The sequence below is a fragment of the Pseudomonas sp. Z5-35 genome, assembly GCF_051131945.1.
GTDB lineage: Bacteria > Pseudomonadota > Gammaproteobacteria > Pseudomonadales > Pseudomonadaceae > Aquipseudomonas > Aquipseudomonas marvdashtae.
The window spans coordinates 1,171,057-1,191,493 of the sequence record NZ_CP071640.1; the positions used below are offsets into that span (position 1 = coordinate 1,171,057).

Consider the following 20,437-nt stretch of genomic DNA (forward strand, 5'->3'; position numbering starts at 1 on the left):
GCCATGCAAGGCGCATCGCTTCGTCATCAGCCATCCGCTCCCGGTCGCAAGCCGGTGCCGCGGGGTGCCAGCCGAATGGTGGCCAAAGAGCCGATGTCGGCGCGCTTGCCGAAAGCCAATTTTGGTTTTCTCAAGAGCTTGTTCTGGCCGGTGCTGCTGGTGGCGTTGGGGTTCGGTACGTATGAAGGCGCACAACGGTTGCTGCCCTATGCCGACCGGCCAATCGCCCGGATCAACGTCCAGGGCGACCTGAGCTACATCAGCCAGCAGGCGGTGCAGCAGCGGATCGCGCCGTTCGTCGCGTCGAGCTTCTTCACCATCGACCTGGCCGGCATGCGCACGGAGCTGGAGCAGATGCCTTGGATCGCCCACGCCGAAGTACGGCGGGTATGGCCCGACCAGGTGTCGATTCGCCTGGAAGAACAATTGCCAGTGGCCCGTTGGGGCGACGAGTCGCTGTTGAACAACCAGGGCCAGGCGTTCACGCCACGGGAACTGGCGAACTACGAACATTTGCCACAACTGTTCGGGCCTCAACGGGCCCAGCAGAAAGTGATGCAGCAATACCAGGTGTTGAGTCAGATGTTGCGGCCGCTGGGCTTCTCCATCGCACGCCTGGAACTGCGTGAGCGCGGCAGTTGGTTTCTGACCACTGGCGCGGGCAGCTCGGGGCCCGGCATCGAGCTGCTGCTCGGGCGCGGCAACCTGGTGGAAAAGATGCGCCGCTTCATTGCCATCTATGACAAGACGCTCAAAGAACAGATTACGAACATCGCGCGCATCGATCTGCGCTACGCCAACGGCCTCGCTGTTGGCTGGCGGGAACCTGTAGCGCCGACGACAGCCGAACCCGCTGTCGCGAAGAATTAAGAAGAGGCAGGACCCATGGCAAACGTGCAAAGCGGAAAAATGATCGTCGGTCTGGATATCGGCACTTCCAAGGTGGTTGCGCTGGTAGGCGAGGTCGCGGACGACGGCACGCTGGTCATCGTCGGGATCGGTACACACCCGTCCCGTGGCTTGAAAAAAGGCGTGGTGGTGAACATCGAGTCCACCGTGCAATCGATCCAGCGCGCCATCGAAGAAGCGCAGCTGATGGCCGGTTGCCGGATCCACTCGGCGTTTGTCGGCGTTGCTGGCAATCACATCCGCAGCCTGAACTCCCACGGCATCGTGGCGATTCGTGATCGCGAAGTCAGCTCCGCCGACCTTGAGCGCGTGCTCGACGCGGCCCAAGCGGTGGCGATTCCGGCCGACCAGCGTGTCTTGCACACCCTGCCGCAGGATTATGTGATCGATAACCAGGAAGGCGTGCGCGAGCCGCTGGGCATGTCCGGCGTGCGCCTCGAAGCCAAGGTCCACGTGGTGACTTGCGCCGTGAACGCTGCACAGAACATTGAAAAATGTGTGCGCCGCTGCGGCCTGGAAATCGACGACATCATCCTTGAGCAACTGGCGTCGGCCTACTCGGTGTTGACCGACGATGAGAAAGAACTGGGCGTGTGCCTGGTGGACATCGGCGGCGGCACCACTGACATCGCGATCTTCACCGAAGGCGCCATTCGCCACACGGCCGTGATTCCGATTGCCGGCGACCAGGTGACCAATGACATCGCCATGGCGTTGCGCACCCCGACCCAGTACGCCGAGGAAATCAAGATCCGCTACGCCTGCGCCCTGGCGAAACTCGCCGGTGCCGGTGAAACCATCAAGGTGCCAAGCGTTGGCGACCGTCCACCGCGCGAACTGTCGCGCCAGGCCTTGGCCGAGGTGGTCGAACCGCGCTACGACGAGCTGTTCACGCTGATCCAGGCCGAACTGCGTCGCAGTGGCTACGAAGACTTGATCCCGGCCGGCATCGTGCTGACCGGCGGTACGTCGAAGATGGAAGGCGCGGTCGAACTGGCCGAAGAGATTTTCCACATGCCGGTGCGCCTGGGCGTGCCCCATGGCGTCAAGGGCCTCGATGACGTGGTCCGCAACCCGATCTATTCCACCGGCGTGGGCCTGTTGATGTATGGCCTGCAAAAGCAATCCGACGGGATCTCGTTCTCGGGGATCGGCAGCCGTGACAGCTACAGCAGCGACGAGCCGAAAGCGCCGCTTTTCGAGCGGCTCCAGGCTTGGGTGAAAGGTAATTTTTAGCAGCAAGCTTCAAGCTTCAAGCGGCAAGCTCAGGCTTGGCGCTAGAAGGCGGTAAAAACGCAGTAGGCGAAAAAAAACTAGAGAATGTAAGGAGAGGGAACATGTTTGAACTCGTAGACAACATCCCCGCTAGCCCGGTTATCAAAGTAATCGGTGTCGGCGGTGGCGGCGGCAACGCTGTCAACCACATGGTCAAGAGCAACATTGAAGGCGTTGAGTTCATCTGCGCCAACACTGATGCCCAGGCGCTGAAATCCATCGGCGCACGGACCATCCTGCAATTGGGCACTGGCGTGACCAAAGGCCTTGGCGCTGGCGCCAACCCGGAAGTGGGCCGTCAGGCCGCTCTCGAAGACCGTGAGCGCATTGCTGAAGTCCTGCAAGGCACCAACATGGTGTTCATCACCACGGGCATGGGCGGCGGTACCGGTACCGGTGCGGCGCCAATCATTGCCGAAGTGGCCAAGGAAATGGGCATTCTCACCGTTGCGGTGGTGACTCGTCCGTTCCCTTTCGAAGGTCGCAAGCGTATGCAGATCGCCGACGAAGGTATCCGTCTGCTGTCTGAAAGCGTCGACTCGTTGATCACCATCCCTAACGAGAAGCTGCTGACCATCCTCGGTAAAGACGCAAGCCTCTTGTCGGCTTTCGCCAAGGCTGACGATGTACTGGCCGGTGCCGTTCGCGGTATCTCCGACATCATCAAGCGTCCTGGCATGATCAACGTCGACTTTGCCGACGTACGGACTGTCATGAGCGAAATGGGCATGGCGATGATGGGCACTGGCTGCGCCAGCGGTCCGAACCGTGCGCGCGAAGCGACCGAAGCGGCCATCCGCAACCCGTTGCTCGAAGACGTGAACCTGCAAGGTGCGCGCGGCATCCTCGTGAACATCACCGCCGGTCCTGACCTGTCCCTGGGTGAGTACTCCGACGTGGGTAGCATCATCGAAGCCTTCGCTTCCGAGCACGCAATGGTCAAGGTCGGTACCGTTATCGATCCGGACATGCGCGACGAGTTGCACGTCACCGTGGTTGCCACGGGTCTGGGCGCTAAAATCGAGAAGCCGGTAAAGGTTATCGACAATACCGTTCACACCTCAATGGCTTCGCAACCGCAACAACAAGTGTCCTCCCGTCAGGAAGCACCGGCGGTGAACTACCGTGACCTGGACCGTCCGACCGTCATGCGCAACCAGGCCCAGGCCGGTACTGCGACTGCCGCGAAGATGAATCCGCAAGACGATCTGGATTACCTGGACATCCCGGCATTCCTGCGTCGTCAGGCCGATTGATGGAATGTATCAGGGGTATACGGGTGATTGGTGTTCAGCAAAGGTCTGGTCTGCTATCATCGCCAGCCTTTGTTGATACCAGTTCGCAATTTGCGCTGAAGCGGCCCATGCCATGATTAAACAACGCACCCTGAAGAATATTATCCGTGCCACAGGTGTCGGCCTGCACTCCGGCGAGAAGGTCTACCTGACCCTCAAGCCTGCGCCTGTCGACACCGGCATTGTGTTTTGTCGTGCCGACCTCGACCCTGTGGTGCAGATCCCTGCTCGCGCGGAAAACGTTGGCGAAACCACTATGTCGACCACACTGGTCAACGGTGACGTCAAAGTGGACACGGTGGAGCATTTGCTCTCGGCCATGGCTGGCCTGGGCATCGATAACGCCTACGTCGAGCTCTCCGCGTCCGAAGTCCCGATCATGGATGGCAGTGCCGGACCCTTTGTATTCCTGATTCAATCGGCTGGCCTGGAAGAACAGGACGCGGCCAAGAAATTCATCCGCATCCTGCGGGAAGTGACAGTGGAAGACGGCGACAAGCGCGCCACTTTCGTCCCTTTCGAAGGTTTCAAGGTGAGCTTCGAGATCGATTTCGATCACCCGGTTTTCCGTGACCGCACCCAAAGTGCAAGCGTGGATTTTTCCAGCACTTCGTTCGTAAAAGAAGTCAGCCGCGCCCGTACCTTTGGTTTCATGAGTGACATCGAGTACCTGCGCAAGCACAACCTCGCACTCGGCGGCAGTGTGGAAAACGCGATCGTGGTCGATTCCGACGGTGTATTGAACGAAGACGGCCTTCGTTATGAAGACGAATTCGTCAAGCACAAGATCCTCGATGCAATCGGCGACCTCTACCTGCTGGGCAACAGCCTGATTGGTGAGTTCAAGGGCTTCAAGTCCGGCCACGCACTGAACAACCAGCTGCTGCGCAAGTTGATTGAGCAGAAAGACGCTTGGGAAGTCGTGACGTTCGAAGACGCCAGCACCGCACCAATCTCTTACATGCGCCCTGTAGCGGCCGTGTAAGCAAAAAACCTCTCTAGTTTTTTAAGGGCTGCCTTCGGGTGGCCCTTTTTTATACCTGGAGTTCGGGGCATAAGCACTTTGTGGCTGTCTTACATCGCGCAAACAACCCGATTACGCCCGCTGGCCTTGGCCTGGTAAAGCGCCTTGTCGGCGGCAAGCAGCAGTTGTTCGAGTTCGCTGTACGGCCCCTGGGCCCAAGTGGCGATGCCGATGCTGACGGTCATGGGCACGTCGCCAGGCAACTGCTCCACCGCTTCACGAATGTTCTGCGCCATGCTGAACGCTCCTGCGGTGGTGGTTTCCGGCAGCACCACTGAAAACTCCTCGCCTCCGTAGCGCGCAGCCAAGTCGGCCGGTCGCCGAACATGCTCGCCGATCAGTTGCGCCAGGGCGCGCAAGGCCTGGTCGCCACGTTGGTGGCCAAGGCGATCGTTGAGCGCCTTGAAGTGGTCTGCATCGATCATCAGGACCGACAGCGGCTGGCCGGAGCGTTGCGCACGCAGCCATTCCAGATGCAGCGTCTGGTCCAGGGTCCGACGGTTGGCCAGGCCTGTCAGCGGATCGACGGATGCCAGTTGCGCCAGCTCCCGTTCGGCGTGGTGGCGGCGTCGCAATTCCCGGCGCAGCAACCAGGTGAGCCAGAGCAAGGTGATGCACAGCGCGCCCGTGGCGCCACTGACCAGCAACACCGTGCGTTTCCATGAAGCGAAGACTTCCTGGGAGGAGAGCGCGACGACGACTATCAAAGGCAAGTCGCCCACTTGGGAAAAGGTGTAGAGACGTTGCGTCTGATCCACGCTCGACACGCTGGTGAAGCTGCCATCGCCTTCGCGCAGGATGCGCACGAAATTCGGCCGATTGCTGAAATCCTTGCCGATCATGTCTTCGGCCAGCGGTGGTTCCTGCGCGAGCAGGATGCCGTCACGGCTGACCAGATTGACCGTTCCGCCGTGACCGATGTTCAGGCTTTTGAACAGTTGGCTGAAGTAGCCCAGGCGCATCGCTGCCTCGGCCACGCCCGTGAAATCGCCCCGGTCATCACTCAACCGATAGCTGAAGCTGATGCGCCAATCGTGCGGCTGGCTCCTGGCCCGGAATGGGCGACTGATTTTCATGCCCGGGTTGGGGTCCGGAAGGTGGGACTGGAAATATTCCCGATCGGCGTAATTGCCTCTACGTGGTTCTACCGAGGCGGAATCGGCGATCACATCGCCACGCTTGTCGAGCACCAGGATGTCGCCTTTGTAGGGCGCGGCGGTGGCGCGGTCGAACAGGGCGAGATGGCGAATCGTTGGCGAAACGTCTTTCAAATCGTCGCGCTTTGCAGCGGCAATCAAACCTCGCAGGGATAGGTCGTAGAGTTCAACGTTGCGCAGCACGTCGGCGTCGATCAGCTGCACGATGTTGCTCGCCGCCCGCGTCGCCGCCTGTTGGGCGCTGGCATGTTCCCGGATCAGCAGGAACGTCACGATACTCAGGATGGCAATCACAACCAGCGAGCTGGCCAATACGAGTACCCGTTCCGAACGTATCGAAAGGGGGATCTTGCCGGGTGTTGCACTGCTCGCGTTCATGATTCCGATCTGCATTGTCATGTGGCTGGGATCCTTCCCATAGGCTGCTCATCTTCAACTGCGGATGACTGGCATCAGACAATGCTGGCCTTTTGCAAGATTGTGCGTGTGGCACTGGAATTGAGCAATGCACATCGTGGCTTATTTCAGGCCGGCAAACGGATGCCGAAGGTGTTTGCGCCCCGGTCGCTGCGCACGAACACATCGCCGCCATGCATCAGCGCAATCGCCTTGACGATGGCCAGGCCCAGCCCGTGGTTGGCGCCACTGTTGCTGCGGGAGGCATCGACCCGGTAGAAGCGCTCGAACAGACGCGGCAGGTGCTCGCCGGCGATCGGCTCGCCGGGGTTGGTGACGCCAAGGCAGACCTGGTCGCCGAGGACTTCAATCTGCACATCGATCACTTGTCCGGGCGCGGTGTGCTGAACGGCGTTGCTGAGCAGGTTGATCAGCGCCCGGCGCAGGTGGGCGATTTCGATCGTGGCTTGTGCATCGCCGCTGACGCAAACCTGGACCTGGGCGTCTTCGAGGATGAAGTCCAGGTAATCGAGGGTGGTTGCCACCTCGTCGGCCAGGGAGGTGGTGGTCAGCTTGGTGGCCTTGCTGCCCTGGTCCGCGCTGGCCAGGAACAACATGTCATTGATGATCGAGCGCAGCCGCTCCAGTTCTTCGAGGTTCGATTGCAGCACTTCGAAGTAATGCTCGGCCGAACGCCCGCGGGTCAGCGCCACTTGGGTCTGGCCGATCAGGTTGGTCAGCGGCGAGCGCAGTTCGTGGGCGACATCGGCGTTAAACGATTCGAGCCGGGAGTACGCCTGTTCCACGCGATCGAGGGTGGCATTGAACGAACTGACGAACTGGCTGAGTTCCGGCGGCAACGGCGACAAGCGCAAGCGACCGGTGAGGCGGGGCGGGGCCAGGCGCTGGGCTTCATCGGACAACTTGATGAGGGGCTTGAGGCCGATGCGCGCAACCCAATAGCCCAGCAAGGAAGCCAGCAGCACGCCGATACACGCCAGGCTCACCAGCGCCACCAGCAGATGATGTTGGGTCTGGTAGAAGGTCTCGGTGTCGATGCCGATCATGAACCGCAACGGCGGACGCTGGTCCTTGGCCGGGAACTGGCTCACCAGGACCTTCATCGGATAATGCCGGTCGGGCAATACAAGGTCGTGCTTGCCCAGCGGGCCTTGGGCAACGGCGCGGACCTGAGGGGCGGGGTTGCCGTATTCAAAGCGCGGGTCGCCGCTGACGACCCAGAAATGGATGCGCTTGTCTTCTTCGCCCAGCAACCGCAGCTTGTTGTTGATTTTCACCCAGTGCTCGGGCGTGCCGAAACGCCCGACGGTGGATTCAAGCACGCTGTAGCGGGCATCGAGTTCGGCTTCCGGCAACAGGCCCAGGCCTTTTTCGACCTGCTGGTAAAGGGCGCCGCCAATCAGCAGGAACACCAGCGCCGCGACCAGCGTGAACATGCCGCTCAGGCGCAGTGCGATGCTATTACTCACCTCGGTTCTCCAGCACGTAACCCATGCCGCGAATGGTGTGCAGCAATTTTTCTTCGAACGGTCCGTCGAGCTTGGCCCGCAGCCGTTTGATCGCCACTTCGACGACGTTGGCGTCGCTGTCGAAGTTGATGTCCCAGACCATTTCGGCAATGGCGGTTTTCGAGAGGATTTCGCCTTGGCGACGGGCCAGGACGCTGAGCAGCGAGAACTCCTTGGCGGTCAGGTCCAGGCGCTGGCCGGCGCGGGTGGCCTTGCGGCTGATCAAGTCGATCCACAGGTCGGCGATGCTGACCTGCACCGGTTCATGGCCGCCGCTGCGGCGAGTCAGGGCTTGCAAGCGGGCCACCAGTTCAAGGAAGGAGAAGGGTTTGCCCAAGTAATCGTCGGCACCGTCGCGCAGGCCCTTGATGCGGTCTTCGACCCGTTCGCGGGCGGTGAGCATGATCACCGGCGTCTGCTTGCGCACGCGCAAGGCACGCAGCACGCCAAAGCCATCCAGCCCCGGCAGCATGACGTCGAGCACGATCACCGCGTAATCGCTTTCGAGGGCCAGGTGCAGCCCTTCGACGCCGTCCCGCGCCACGTCCACGGTGTAGCCCTGTTCGGTCAGGCCGCGGTGCAGGTAGTCAGCGGTTTTTTCTTCGTCTTCGATGATCAGAACGCGCATGGGCCCGCCTCAGTGGTCTGTGCTTGCCAGCGTCGCCGTCGGCGCCGGCCCTGGGTGCTGGGCGGGCCGATGGAACAGTCGCTCGAGCCACAAGTATATGACCGGAGTGGTGAACAACGTCAGCGCCTGGCTCACCAGCAGGCCGCCAACCACCGCGATGCCCAGGGGCTGGCGCAATTCCGCGCCAGCGCCGTAGCCGAGCATCAGCGGCAGGGCACCGAGCAGGGCAGCCAGGGTGGTCATGATGATCGGACGGAAGCGGGTCAGGCAGGCCTGGAAAATCGCGTCCTGCGGCGTCATCCCGCCATTGCGCTGGGCGTCGAGGGCGAAGTCGATCATCAGGATGCCGTTCTTCTTGACGATGCCGATCAGCAGCACCAGCCCGATCAACGCCATGATCGAAAAATCCTGGCCCAGCAGCCAGAGCATGATCAGCGCGCCAAGGCCGGCCGAGGGTAACGTGGAAATGATCGTCAGCGGGTGCACGAAACTCTCGTAGAGCACGCCAAGGATGATGTACACCGCCACCAGCGCGGCGAGGATCAGCCACGGCTGGCTCGCCAGCGAACTTTGAAACGCCTGGGCCGCGCCTTGGAAATTACCGGTGATGGCGGCGGGCATGCCGATCTCGTTCTTGGCCTGGTCGAGCAGGCGCACTGCATCCCCCAGCGCCACCCCGGGCGCCAGGTTGAACGACAGGTTCGCCGCCGGGAACATGCCGTCATGGGCAATCGACAGCGGGCCGTTGGTGGGCGCATCGAAGCGGGCCAGGGCCGAGAGCGGCACCATTTCCCCGCTCAGTGGCGAGCGCAGGTAGAAATACGCCAGGCTTTCGGCCTTGCCACGTTGCTGGGTGTCGAGCTCCAGGATTACGTTGTACTGGTTGGTCTCGGTCTGGAATTCGTTGATCTGGCGCTGGCCGAAGGCATCGTACAGCGCCTGGTCGACATCGGTGGCGGTCAAGCCGAAACGCGCCGCGGCGCTGCGGTCGATGTTGATGTGGGTGATGCTGCCGCCCAGTTGCAGGTCGTTGGAGATGTCGCGGAACGCCGGATTGCCGCGCAGCTTGTCGGTGAGTTTCTGCGTCCAGGTGTTGAGGGTCGGTCCGTCGTTGCTCTTGAGCACGTATTGATACTGAGCGCGGCTGGGGCCGGAGCTGAGGTTGATGTCTTGCCCTGCCCGCAGGTACAGCACGACGCCGGGGATCTTCAACAGTTTGGGACGGATCCGGTCAATGAAGCCGCTGGCCGATACATCGCGCTCGCCCCGGGGCTTGAGGGCGATCCAGAAGCGGCCGTTGGCGATGGTCTGGTTGTTGCCCGAGACGCCGACGGAGTGGGAGAAAGTCTGCACTGCCGGGTCGGCGGCAACGATCTCGGCCAGGGCCTTGTGCTTGGCCACCATGTCCGGGAACGACACGTCGGCGGCCGCCTCACTGGTGCCCAGCACCAGGCCAGTGTCCTGCACCGGGAAAAAACCCTTGGGAATGAACACGTAGCCCACTACCGCAAGCGCCAAGGTCAGGCCGAACACGCCGATCATTAGCTTCTGATGGGCGAGGGCCTTGCGCAAGCCCCGCTCGTACCAACCCAGCAGACGTTCGCCGAACCCGGGCTTGGCGTGAGCATGGTGCGTCGGGGCGCGCATGAACAACGCCGCCAGGGTGGGCGCCAGTGTCAGGGACACCACCACCGAAATCAGGATGGTCGAGGTGGCCGTCAGGGCGAACTCCTTGAACAGACGACCGACCACGCCGCCCATGAACAACAGCGGGATAAACGCCGCGACCAGCGAGAGGCTGATGGAAACCACGGTGAAGCCGATTTCCCCGGCGCCCTTGATCGCCGCCTCGCGCATGCCTTCGCCGGCCTCCAGGTGCCGGTGGATGTTTTCCACGACGACGATGGCGTCGTCCACCACGAACCCCACCGAGATGACGATGGCCACCAGGGTCAGGTTGTTCAGGCTGAACCCCATCACGTACATCAGGGCGAAACTGGCGATCAACGACACGCCGAGCACCGCCGAGACAATCAGGGTCGCCGAGAGCTGGCGCAGGAACAGCGCCATCACCGCCACCACCAGCAGCACCGCGATCACCAAGGTGATCTCCACTTCGTGCAGCGATGCCCGAATGGTCTGCGTACGGTCGATCATCACCTTGACCTGCACCGCGGCGGGCAACATGGCTTCCAAGGTCGGCAGGGCCGCCTGGATGCGGTCGACGGTCTCGACGATGTTCGCTCCCGGTTGGCGGAAGATGACCAGGTTGACCCCGGGCTGATCGTCGGACCAGGCCTGGACGTAGGCGTTTTCCGAACCGTTGACGACCTTGGCGATGTCCTTGAGGTGAACCGGCGCGCCGTCCCGGTAGGAAACGATCAATTCGCCGTATTCTTCGGGCTTGAACAACTGGTCGTTGGTGGACAGCGTGGAAATGCTCGACTCTCCGTACAGCGCACCCTTGGCAAGGTTGAGGCTGGCTTGCTGGAGGGACAGGCGAAGGTCGGCCAGGGTCAAGCCGATGGCCGCGAGTCGGTCGGCCGAGGCCTGGACCCGGATCGCCGGGCGTTGCTGGCCGGTGATATAGATTTGCCCGACGCCGTCGATCTGGCTGATCTGGCGGGCGAGCAGGGTTTCGACGTAATCGCTCAGCTCGGTGCCTGGCATCAGGTCTGAGCTGATGCTGAGGATCAGCACCGGACTGTCGGCTGGATTGACCTTGCGCCAGGTCGGCAGGTTCGGCATGTCGTTGGGCAGCTTGCCGGCTGCGGTGTTGATGGCCGCCTGGACTTCCTGGGCCGCGGTGTCGATGCTTTTGTCGAGGCTGAATTGCAGGGTCAGGTTGGTCGAGCCCAACGCGCTGCTGGAGGTCATCTGGGTGATGCCCGGGATGGCGCTGAATTGCACTTCCAGCGGGGTCGCCACCGACGAAGCCATGGTCTCGGGACTGGCGCCAGGCAACTGGGCGCTGACTTGGATAGTCGGGAATTCCGCCTCGGGCAACGGCGCGACGGGCAGGCGAGGGAAGGCGATCAACCCCAGCAACACCAGGGCGAATGTCAGCAGCACCGTGGCGATGGGGTGGTCGATGCACCACGCCGATATCGAGCCGCGGCCCTTCATGGCTGCGCCTGCCCGGTCTTGGCGAGGGCGGGGGGATCGCCGAGTACCTGGACGCTGGCGCCGGGCTTGAGCCGTGACTGGCCGTCGCTCACCAATTGGTCGCCGGCGCTCACCCCCTTGATGATGTGCATGCCGCTATCCTGGTAGACCATTTCTACCGGCACGCTTTCCACCTTGTCGCCTTTGACCCGGTACACGAAGTGTTGCTCCAGCCCGCGCTGGACCACGGTGGGTGGCACCACCAGGGCGCCTTTTTCGATGGCTGTCTGGATTTTCAGGGTGACCAGTTGCCCCGGCCACAGCCGTTGCGCGGCGTTATTGAATTCAGCCTTGGCCCGCAGGGTCCCGGTGTTGGTATTGATCTGGTTGTCGATGAGGCTGAGCCGCCCCTCGCCGAGTGGGTCCCCGGTGGCGTCATCGGCGCCGATGTAGGCCTTGACCAAGGCTTGGTCGGGGGCGGCGATCAATCGCTGCAAGGTCGGCAACATTTGCTGGGGCAAGGAAAACTCCACCGCAATCGGGTCGATCTGGGTCACCGTGAACAAGCCTTCGGTGTCGCTGGTTCGCAGGAAGTTGCCTTCATCGACGTTGCGAATGCCGACGCGACCGGTCACCGGGGAGCGGATCTGGGTGTAGGACAATTGCACCTGGGCCGAGTCGATGGCCGCCTGGTTGCCTTGGGCAGAGGCCTTGAGCTGATTGACCAAGGCCTGTTGCTGGTCGTAGGTCTGTTTGGATACGCCGTCATCGACACTCAGCAATTTATAGCGCTTGAGGTTGACCTGGGCCACGGCCAGTTGCGCCTGGCTCTCGCCGAGCTGGGCGCGGGCCTGGTCGAGGCTGGCACGGATCGAGCGATCATCGATGGTCGCCAGCAGGTCTCCCTTCTTCACCAGTTGTCCTTCCTTGACCAGCAGCCTGGTAAGGATGCCGTCGATCTGCGAACGGATCACCACGCTGTGCAGCGACAGCACCGTGCCGATACCGCTGGCAAAGCGCGGCACGTCCTTTTCGACCACGCTGACGACCCTCACCGGTACGGCGGCGGACGCGCTGGGTCGGGTGGCGACGGGCTTGATGGCAAACCAGAGGGCGAGGGCGGCCAGGGCGATCAATAGCACGACAAGCAAGACGGTTTTTTTCTGGATAGGCATGAACGTGAAACGCCGGTTCGGGACGAAGGAATTCTTGGGCTTTCTTATATAGCGTTGTGAGCCCGTCAGGAAGGTGACGGCTAGCTGTCACGGCTGTCAGTTTTGTCCCGACTTCCTGTCAGACGGTCAGTCTCGATTGAATCTGCCCGGTGCACGGCGATAGCGGGCGAGTATACTGCTGCGTTTCGCGGCTCACTCACCGAGCCCGGCATACCCGCTTTACCGGAGCCTTACATGACTTCCCCGACACCTTCGCCCGTGGACGAACTCACGAGCGACGACCAGGCTGACCTGGCCAACAGCGAGAATGGCAGCGCTGAAAACGCCACGGCGGCGATCGCGGCCTTCAAGTTCCCGTTCAAACCCGGCGAACTGGCCACGGCCAAAGGTGCCGGGCAACAGCCCTGGTACAAGAACGGCGCGAAGAACGGTCACACCAAGACCCCCGGCGCGGCGCCTCCCGGTACGCGTCGTTCAATGGGCAAACGCTGAGCCTTGCAGACCCTGAGTACACGTTAATTTAAGGCGTTGCCTACAAGAATGTAGGTCAATGCCTACAGCTAACTTTATCAGTCCTCGCGAAGATGAAATGCCCCGGCGCCACCATTCAGGATGCGTAACGGGTCATCTTTGTGGAGACGTTCATGTCGATAAATAAAACCTGGCTTGCCTTTTTGCCTGCCTTGTTGCTCAGCGGTGTTGCGCCGTCTTATGCCCAGCAACAGGCTTCGGTTGCCCAAGACGTTTCGCCAATTTATGAATCACTAGAAGGCCTGCCGTTCTCGTCATCCGTGCGTGTTGGGCCAACGGTCTACTTGTCGGGTGTGTTGGGTCTTGGCTCGGACGGTCGTCTGGTCGAGGGCGGGGCCGCCGGACAAACCAGGCAGGCTATGGATAATCTCAAGGCGGCGCTCGAGCGGGCTGGATCTTCTCTTGAACACGTCGCCAAGTGCACCGTGATCCTTGCCGATATCAAGGACTTCGCCAGCATGAACGACGTCTATAAAAAATACTTCAATTCCAGGCGGCTGCCGGCTCGCACGACGTTCGCGGCAAGCCTGGTGCGTGATGCCCGGGTAGAAATTGAATGCGTGGCTGTCATGTCCTGAATAATTGAGGAGTGGCGGCGGGCCCTGTCAGGCTTCCACTCAATTCATAAGCCGTCAGTTCCGCCTGGTGTGCCGCCAGGATTTCCGGCAACGAACCTCTCAGGTACTCGACCCACGTCTTGATCTTCGCGTCCAGGTACTGGCGCGAAGGATAGATGGCGTAGAGGTTCAGCTCCTGAGAGCGATAGTTGGGCATGACCCGCACCAGCGTGCCGTTGCGCAAGCCTTCGATGGCGGCGTACACCGGCAAGACCCCTACACCCATGCCGCTGGTGATCGCGGTTTTCATCGCATCGGCGGAATTCACCAGGAACGGTGAACTATTGATGGTCACCATCTCCTGGCCTTCCGGGCCGTCGAACACCCATTTCTCCAGCGGAATGACCGGGCTGACCAGGCGCAGGCAGGCGTGGTTGAGCAGGTCGCTGGGTTTTTGCGGACAGCCGCTGGCCTTCACATAGGCGGGCGACGCACAAACGATGCTGTAAGTGATCCCCAGGCGCTGGGAGACGAAACCTGAATCCGGCAGCTCGCTGGCGAGGACGATGGAGACGTCGTAGCCCTCGTCGAGGATGTCTGGCACGCGGTTGGCCAGGGTCAGGTCGAAGGTCACGTCCGGATGGGTCTTGCGGTAGCGAGCGATGGCGTCAATCACGAAGTGCTGGCCGATGCCGGTCATGGTGTGCACCTTCAACTGCCCGGCCGGGCGCGCATGGGCGTCGCTGGCCTCGGCTTCCGCCTCTTCGACGTACGCCAGGATCTGCTCGCAACGCAGCAGATAGCGTTTACCCGCCTCGGTCAGTGCAATGCGGCGCGTGGTGCGGTTGAGCAGGCGGGTTTGCAGGTGGGCTTCGAGGTTGGAAACCGCACGCGAGACGTTGGCCGTGGTGGTGTCCAGTTGCGCGGCGGCAGCGGTGAAGCTGCCGGCTTCAGCAACACAGCTGAACGCGCGCATGTTTTGCAAAGTGTCCATGGAGGGCTCTCTTGGGAGGTGGCAAATTGTGACATGAAGTTACGGCGCTACGGGACCCCGACCGATCGATTATCACGTTAACGGTAACAAAGAATCACAGAAAGGTTGGCTTATCGCCGTTGGGGGCGATGCCTAGAATTGCCGCCACTGTGGCGCGGTCCCTGCGTTTCCACAGTTCCCCCGACTTTCTCTCCCAGGAATTTGCGCCAGTGCCGCGTTGCATCAGCAGAGAGCTGAAGACTCTCAGTGTTTGGGTTTTGACGTTGACCCTCGGCGGTTGCATCGGCACGGGAGGGATTGCGCCGCAAGGCAAGGCGTTGTCGGCCAACCAACTGGCGACTGATGAAGCGATTCGCCAGGCCGCCGGCGAGGCCCACTGGCCCACCCGTCAATGGTGGAAGGCCTATGGCGACCGACAACTGGATCGCTGGATCGCTTTGGCTGTGCAAGACAGCCCGAGCCTGGCGATGGCCGCCGCCCGAGTGCGGCAGGCCAAGGCCATGGCCGGTGTCGCGCAGGCCGCCGAGTCGCCGCAGGTCAATGCCGAGTCCACCCTCAAGCGTCACAACTGGCCGACCGATCAGTTCTATGGACCCGGCGAGCTGGCCGATACCACTACCTGGGACAACAACGCCGCCCTGGGCCTGAGCTACGCCTTGGATTTATGGGGACGTGAGCGCAACGCCAGCGAGCAGGCCGTCGATCTGGCCCATGTCAGCGTCGCCGAAGCGCGGCAGGCGCAGTTGGAGTTGCAAAACAACATTGTGCGCGCCTACATCGAGTTTTCGCTGCACTACGCCCAGCGCGACATCGTCGCCGCGACGCTCGATCAACAGGAGCAGATTCGGCAACTGGCGAAAAAGCGCCTGGACGGCGGCATCGGCACCCATTTTGAAGTCAGCCAGGCCCAGGCGCCGTTGCCCGAAACCCATCGCCAACTTGACGCCCTCGACGAAGCCATTGCCTTGAGCCGCAATCAACTGGCGGCGCTCGCTGGCAAGGGGCCGGGAGAGGGCGCGCGCCTGCAACGGCCGAGCCTGGCGCTGGGTGCTCCGTTGGAATTGCCCTGCGCCTTGCCCGCCGAACTGCTCGGTCAGCGCCCGGATGTGGTTGCTGCGCGCTGGCAAGTGGCGGCCCAGGCCCGTGGCGTCGATGTGGCCCGGGCCGGTTTTTATCCCAATGTCGATCTGGTCGGCAGCCTCGGCTACATGGCTACCGGCGGCGGGGCGTTGGAATTCCTGACCGGCAAGAAACTCACCTACAACGTCGGGCCGGCCATCTCGCTGCCGATCTTTGACGCAGGGCGCTTGCGTGGAGCGCTGGGAGAAGCCGCGGCGGGTCATGACATCGCCGTGGCGCACTACAACCAGACCCTGGTGAATGCCCTCAAGCGTGTTTCCGACCGATTGATCCGTCGCGAGTCGATGGACAGGCAACAGGCCTTCGCCGCCGAATCGGTGGCCGCCGCCCAGCGCACCTACGACATCGCCATGGTGGCGTTCCGGCGCGGCCTCACCGATTACCTCAACGCGCTCAATGCCCAGAGCCTGTTATTCAAGCAACAACAGGTACTTCAGCAAGTAGAAGCCGCGAGATTGACTGTCCATGCCGATCTGGTGACGGCGCTGGGTGGCGGGTTGGAGGCTGGCAGCGACGTGCCTGATGTGAGCCACGGTGCCGAATAGAAATTTCATGAGGACTCTACGTGCCCCCTTGCGCCGGCTCCATTGCCTCGAATGGCGCCGTGGTTTCTTCGACTGGGCCCGCAGCGACGGAGTGACCTGGGTCTACATCTTCAAAGTGTTGTTGGCCGCGTTCTTGACGTTATGGCTGGCGATGCGCCTGGAGCTGCCACAACCGCGCACGGCCATGATCACGGTGTTTATCGTCATGCAACCCCAGAGCGGCCAGGTATTGGCCAAAAGCTTCTATCGCTTGCTTGGCACCTTGGTCGGTTCGACGGTGATGGTCGCATTGATCGCCTTGTTCGCCCAGAACACCGAGCTGTTCCTCGGCTGCCTGGCCATCTGGGTCGGAATCTGCTCGGCGGGGGCGGCGCGTTATCGCAATTTCCGGGCCTACGGGTTTGTGCTGGCAGGCTACACCGCGGCAATGATCGGCCTGCCGGCCCTGGCCCATCCAGAAGCGGCGTTCATGGCGGCGGTCTGGCGCGTGTTGGAGATTTCCTTGGGAATACTCTGTGCGACCTTGGTCAGCGCCGCGGTCCTGCCGCAAACCGCGAGCGCCGCCATGCGCAACGCGCTTTATCAGCGCTTCGGCGTATTCGCCCTGTTCGTCACCGATGGCTTGCGCGGGCGCAGCCAGCCCGAGGCATTCGAAGCGCGCAACGTTGGTTTCATCGCCGAAGCGGTGGGCCTGGAAAGCCTGCGCAGCGTGACTGTTTTCGAAGATCCGCACATGCGTCGGCGCAACGGCCGGCTCAGCCGTTTGAACAGTGAGTTCATGGGCGTCACCACACGTTTCAATGCCTTGCACCAGTTGCTCGAACGTTTGCGCGAGGCCCGGGCAGATCACGTGGTAAACGCCATCAAACCCGGTTTACAGACGCTGGCCGAATTGCTCGATGGCTTCAGCGCGCGGGCCTTGACCGATGCCGATGCGGCGCGTCTGGCGGCGGCACTGGCTGACTACAAGGCCGACTTGCCGGCCTTGGTGCGCCGGTTGCGGGCGCGCTTCCAAGAGACGGATCCCAGTGATGCGCAGCAGCTGGATTTTCATACGGCCTACGAGCTGCTCTATCGCTTTGTCGACGACTTGCACGGCTACGCCCAGACCCACGCGTCCCTGACCGATCATCGCCACGAACGCGAACGCTGGGACGAGCCCTTCGTGTCGCAGACCAACGGCTTGGCCGCTGCAGCTTCCGGGTTTCGCGCAGCCTTTATCTTGCTGGTGCTGGGCAGCTATTGGGTCGTCACGGCCTGGCCGAGCGGCGCGACCATGACGATGATCGCGGCCGCCACCGTGGGCTTGTCGGCCGCCACGCCGAACCCCAAGCGCATGGCGTTCCAGATGGCTTGTGGGACGTTGTTCGGGGCGTTGATCGGTTTCGTCGAAATGTTTTTTGTCTTCCCATTGATCGACGGCTTTCCTTTGCTCTGCGTGATGCTGGCGCCGGTAATCATGCTGGGCTCATTCCTCAGTTCACGCCCGCAATACGCCGGCGTCGGGCTGGGGCTGCTGATTTTCTTCAGCACCGGCTCGGTGCCGGACAATCCGACGGTCTACAACCCTTACACCTTCATCAATGATTACATTGCGATGATCCTCGGCATGCTGGTGTGCGCGGCGGCTGGTGCGGTCATCCTGCCACCCAACAGCCGCTGGATGTGGCGTCGACTCGAACAGGACCTGCGTGAACAAGTGGTGTTTGCCATCAGCGGCAAGCTCAAGGGCCTGGCCTCGGGCTTCGAGAGTCGCAGCCGTGACTTGCTGCACCAAGCCTACGGTCTCGCGACGGGGCAGCCGCAGGTGCAACGGGAGCTGTTGCGCTGGCTGTTGGTGGTGCTGGAGGTCGGCCACGCGATCATCGAATTGCGCAAGGAACAAGCAATCCTGCCGGTGCACCCGGCCTATGCCGAAAGCCAGCCATGGCGACAGGCGATCCGCCTGATGGGACGAGCGCTGGTGCGGCTGTTCCGCCAGCCTGGTCAGAACAATCTGGAACGGGCGCGGATGGCGGTCGACGATGCGATCAGTCGCGTGCAAGCCACTGATGAACCTTTCGCCGCGCATTTCGACACCTCGGCCCTGCGCCGGGTGAAAAGCTACCTGCACTTTATCCGGACCTCGCTGATGGACCCGCAATCGCCCTTGTCGGCCCACGCCGCGCCGCTGCTCCAGGAACCTCGACATGCCTCGTGAGATCGCCTTCCATGGCGTGTACATGCCCACCATGACCCTGATGTTTTTCATCGCTGCCGGCTTGGCCTGGGCGCTGGACCGTTTCCTTTCGGGGCTGGATCTGTACCGTTTTTTCTGGCATCCGGCGTTGCTGCGCCTGAGCCTGTTTACCTGCCTGTTCGGCGCGCTGGCGCTGGCGGTCTACCGTTGAGATCGAAGCCATGAAAAAATTTTTCAGCCTGATGGCGACGCTGCTGGTGCTGGCCCTGGCGCTGTGGATCGGTCGTACGCTCTGGGTGCATTACATGGATACGCCCTGGACCCGCGATGGTCGGGTGCGGGCCGACATCATCAACGTGGCGGCCGATGTCAGCGGCGAGGTGCTTGACGTTCCAGTGCGTGACAATCAGCAGGTGAAGAAGGGCGACCTGCTAATGCGCATCGACCCCGAGCATTACCGCATCGCGGTCAAACAGGCCCGTTCTCTGGTGGCGTCGCGCAAGGCCACCTGGGCAATGCGCAAGGTCAATGCCCACAGGCGTGCCGACCTGGACAGCCTGGTGATTTCCCGTGAAAACCGTGACGACGCCAGCAACCTCGCCGACTCGGCCCTGGCCGACTACCAGCACGCCCAGGCGCAACTGGAGGCCGCCGAGCTGAACCTTGCCCGCACGCAAGTTCGCGCGGCGGTGGACGGCTACGTCACCAACCTCAACGTGCACCGGGGCGACTACGCGCGAATCGGCGAGGCAAAGATGGCGGTGGTGGATATGAATTCGTTCTGGGTCTATGGCTTCTTTGAAGAGACCAAGTTGCCCAAGGTGCGGGTCGGCGATCCCGCGCAGTCGCAGTTGATGAGCGGCGAGGTGCTCAAGGGCCATGTGGAAAGTATTTCCAGGGGCATCACGACCGTGACAATCCCCAAAGCCGTGAATTGGTCGCCGACGTAAACCCCACGTTCAACTGGGTGCGCCTGGCCCAGCGGGTACCGGTGCGCATTCACCTGGACGAGGTGCCGGATGGCGTGCTGCTGGCGGCGGGGATGACGTGTACGGTGGTGGTCGAGCCGCACGACAAGCGCTGAGATCACTGGCTACTGATGGGGTGATGGTGAGATTTGGTTCACCCCACAGCAGCCAAAAGCCCAATTCGCGATGATTACAGCGATTTCCCCAACCCAAACCGTTTCATCAATCCCTTCTCCAGCAGCGCCTTGGGTAATAAACCCGCCATCAACGGCAACGCCCGGCTGCCATTGCCCAGACGCAACAAGCGCGGCGGTTTGGGTTGTTGCACGGCTTTGAGCAGCCCTGCGGCGAGTTCGCTGGCCGGGGTCGGGTTGTCCTGGGACGCCTTGGCGCGGGCGCGGATACCCTCACGCAAGGGCCACCAGGGCGACTGTTCGCTGATCAGCTGTTCGGCTTCGTGGCCGGCATTCTTGGCGAAGCTGGAGGCGATGGCGCCGGGCTGGACTTCCATCACGCGAATGCCGAACGGCGCCAGTTCCATGCGCAGCGCATCGCTCAAGGCATGCACCGCTGCCTTTGACGCGCAATAGGCGCCGGCGAACGGCGTGACCAGCACCCCGGAAACGCTGCCAATATTCACCACCAACCCCTTGGCGCGGCGCAGAACGGGAAACAGCGCGCGGGTCACGCCGACGATGGCGAACACGTTGGTTTCGAACTGGCGCTGCATGGCGGGCACACCGCCATCCAGCAGCGGTCCCATGGCGCCGTAACCGGCGTTGTTGATCAGGACATCAAGGCCGCCATGTTGCTGGTTGATCCTTTCGCTCAGTTTTTCCAAGGCCTGGCCGTCGTTAACGTCCAATTGCACGGCGGTGAACCCGGCGGCGCTGAGTAGCGCCACATCCTCAGCCCTGCGCGCACTGGCCCAGACCTGGTAACCGGCGGCCTTGAAGGCATCGGCGAGGGCACGGCCGATGCCGCTGGAACATCCGGTGATCAACGCAACGGGCATGGCGCTTTCCTTGTG

General features: G+C 62.0%; 16 protein-coding genes and 1 pseudogene. 10 read left to right on the plus strand and 7 right to left on the minus strand.

What is annotated here, in order from left to right; all coding sequences use genetic code 11:
* Nucleotides 1-3: 3 nt before the first annotated feature.
* The 4 genes from J3P95_RS05560 (at nucleotide 4) to lpxC (ending at nucleotide 4,464) form a co-directional block, all read left to right on the plus strand.
* Nucleotides 4-870 (plus strand): cell division protein FtsQ/DivIB, encoded by an 867-nt coding sequence (locus J3P95_RS05560; protein ID WP_018606096.1) that lies wholly within the window; start codon nucleotides 4-6, stop codon nucleotides 868-870.
* Between the two features lie 15 nt (nucleotides 871-885).
* Nucleotides 886-2,145 (plus strand): cell division protein FtsA, encoded by a 1,260-nt coding sequence (gene ftsA, locus J3P95_RS05565; protein ID WP_003205342.1) that lies wholly within the window; start codon nucleotides 886-888, stop codon nucleotides 2,143-2,145.
* A 101-nt stretch (nucleotides 2,146-2,246) separates the two neighbouring features.
* Entirely contained in the window at nucleotides 2,247-3,440 is a 1,194-nt protein-coding gene (ftsZ, locus tag J3P95_RS05570) for a cell division protein FtsZ (RefSeq protein WP_135847083.1), read from the plus strand.
* 112 nt (nucleotides 3,441-3,552) lie between these two features.
* Nucleotides 3,553-4,464, plus strand: coding sequence for a UDP-3-O-acyl-N-acetylglucosamine deacetylase (gene lpxC / locus J3P95_RS05575; protein WP_095106092.1), 912 nt, complete (start codon nucleotides 3,553-3,555; stop codon nucleotides 4,462-4,464).
* Nucleotides 4,465-4,553: 89 nt separating this feature from the next.
* Here the strand turns inward: lpxC and J3P95_RS05580 are convergent, their stop codons facing one another.
* From J3P95_RS05580 to J3P95_RS05600, 5 genes are all read right to left on the minus strand, one after another.
* The gene (locus J3P95_RS05580) at nucleotides 4,554-6,038 is read right to left on the minus strand and encodes a sensor domain-containing diguanylate cyclase (protein WP_434581288.1); all 1,485 of its coding nucleotides are present in this window, start codon (nucleotides 6,036-6,038) and stop codon (nucleotides 4,554-4,556) included.
* A 146-nt stretch (nucleotides 6,039-6,184) separates the two neighbouring features.
* Nucleotides 6,185-7,546, minus strand: coding sequence for a heavy metal sensor histidine kinase (locus tag J3P95_RS05585; protein WP_434626379.1), 1,362 nt, complete (start codon nucleotides 7,544-7,546; stop codon nucleotides 6,185-6,187).
* On the minus strand, nucleotides 7,539-8,213 hold the full coding sequence (locus J3P95_RS05590) for a heavy metal response regulator transcription factor (protein WP_434561355.1): 675 nt from the start codon (nucleotides 8,211-8,213) through the stop codon (nucleotides 7,539-7,541). The genes J3P95_RS05585 and J3P95_RS05590 overlap by 8 nt, the downstream gene beginning before the upstream one ends.
* 9 nt (nucleotides 8,214-8,222) lie before the next feature.
* Nucleotides 8,223-11,339, minus strand: coding sequence for a multidrug efflux RND transporter permease subunit (locus J3P95_RS05595; protein ID WP_434578368.1), 3,117 nt, complete (start codon nucleotides 11,337-11,339; stop codon nucleotides 8,223-8,225).
* Entirely contained in the window at nucleotides 11,336-12,493 is a 1,158-nt protein-coding gene (locus tag J3P95_RS05600; RefSeq protein ID WP_434578367.1) for an efflux RND transporter periplasmic adaptor subunit, read from the minus strand. The genes J3P95_RS05595 and J3P95_RS05600 overlap by 4 nt, the downstream gene beginning before the upstream one ends.
* A gap of 234 nt (nucleotides 12,494-12,727) precedes the next feature.
* On the opposite strand from J3P95_RS05600, the gene J3P95_RS05605 reads away from it, so the two are divergent.
* Both J3P95_RS05605 and J3P95_RS05610 read left to right on the plus strand, forming a co-directional pair.
* A complete protein-coding gene (locus J3P95_RS05605) occupies nucleotides 12,728-12,985 on the plus strand; it encodes a hypothetical protein (protein WP_434561361.1) in 258 nt (85 codons plus the stop codon).
* Nucleotides 12,986-13,137: 152 nt separating this feature from the next.
* Entirely contained in the window at nucleotides 13,138-13,602 is a 465-nt protein-coding gene (locus J3P95_RS05610; protein ID WP_434561363.1) for a RidA family protein, read from the plus strand.
* On the opposite strand, the gene J3P95_RS05615 is transcribed toward J3P95_RS05610, so the two are convergent.
* The gene (locus tag J3P95_RS05615) at nucleotides 13,592-14,575 is read right to left on the minus strand and encodes a LysR family transcriptional regulator (RefSeq protein ID WP_434561365.1); all 984 of its coding nucleotides are present in this window, start codon (nucleotides 14,573-14,575) and stop codon (nucleotides 13,592-13,594) included. The genes J3P95_RS05610 and J3P95_RS05615 overlap by 11 nt on opposite strands.
* A 209-nt stretch (nucleotides 14,576-14,784) precedes the next feature.
* Here J3P95_RS05615 and J3P95_RS05620 point away from each other — a divergent pair, with 209 nt between their 5' ends.
* The 4 genes and pseudogenes from J3P95_RS05620 to J3P95_RS05635 all read left to right on the plus strand — a co-directional run bounded on the left by J3P95_RS05620 (nucleotide 14,785) and on the right by J3P95_RS05635 (nucleotide 19,523).
* The gene (locus J3P95_RS05620; RefSeq protein ID WP_434581284.1) at nucleotides 14,785-16,260 is read left to right on the plus strand and encodes an efflux transporter outer membrane subunit; all 1,476 of its coding nucleotides are present in this window, start codon (nucleotides 14,785-14,787) and stop codon (nucleotides 16,258-16,260) included.
* 7 nt (nucleotides 16,261-16,267) lie between these two features.
* Nucleotides 16,268-18,460, plus strand: a complete 2,193-nt coding sequence (locus tag J3P95_RS05625; RefSeq protein ID WP_434578365.1) for an FUSC family protein — start codon at nucleotides 16,268-16,270, stop codon at nucleotides 18,458-18,460.
* Nucleotides 18,450-18,650 carry a DUF1656 domain-containing protein gene (locus J3P95_RS05630; RefSeq protein ID WP_186610974.1) on the plus strand — a complete coding sequence of 67 codons (201 nt, stop codon included), beginning with the start codon at nucleotides 18,450-18,452 and terminating at the stop codon, nucleotides 18,648-18,650. Before J3P95_RS05625 ends, J3P95_RS05630 begins: the two co-directional genes overlap by 11 nt.
* A 10-nt stretch (nucleotides 18,651-18,660) precedes the next feature.
* A pseudogene (locus J3P95_RS05635) lies at nucleotides 18,661-19,523 on the plus strand (efflux RND transporter periplasmic adaptor subunit).
* Nucleotides 19,524-19,597: 74 nt separating this feature from the next.
* Here J3P95_RS05635 and J3P95_RS05640 read toward each other — a convergent pair.
* A complete protein-coding gene (locus J3P95_RS05640) occupies nucleotides 19,598-20,422 on the minus strand; it encodes an SDR family oxidoreductase (protein WP_434561371.1) in 825 nt (274 codons plus the stop codon).
* Between the last annotated feature and the right edge of the window lie 15 nt (nucleotides 20,423-20,437).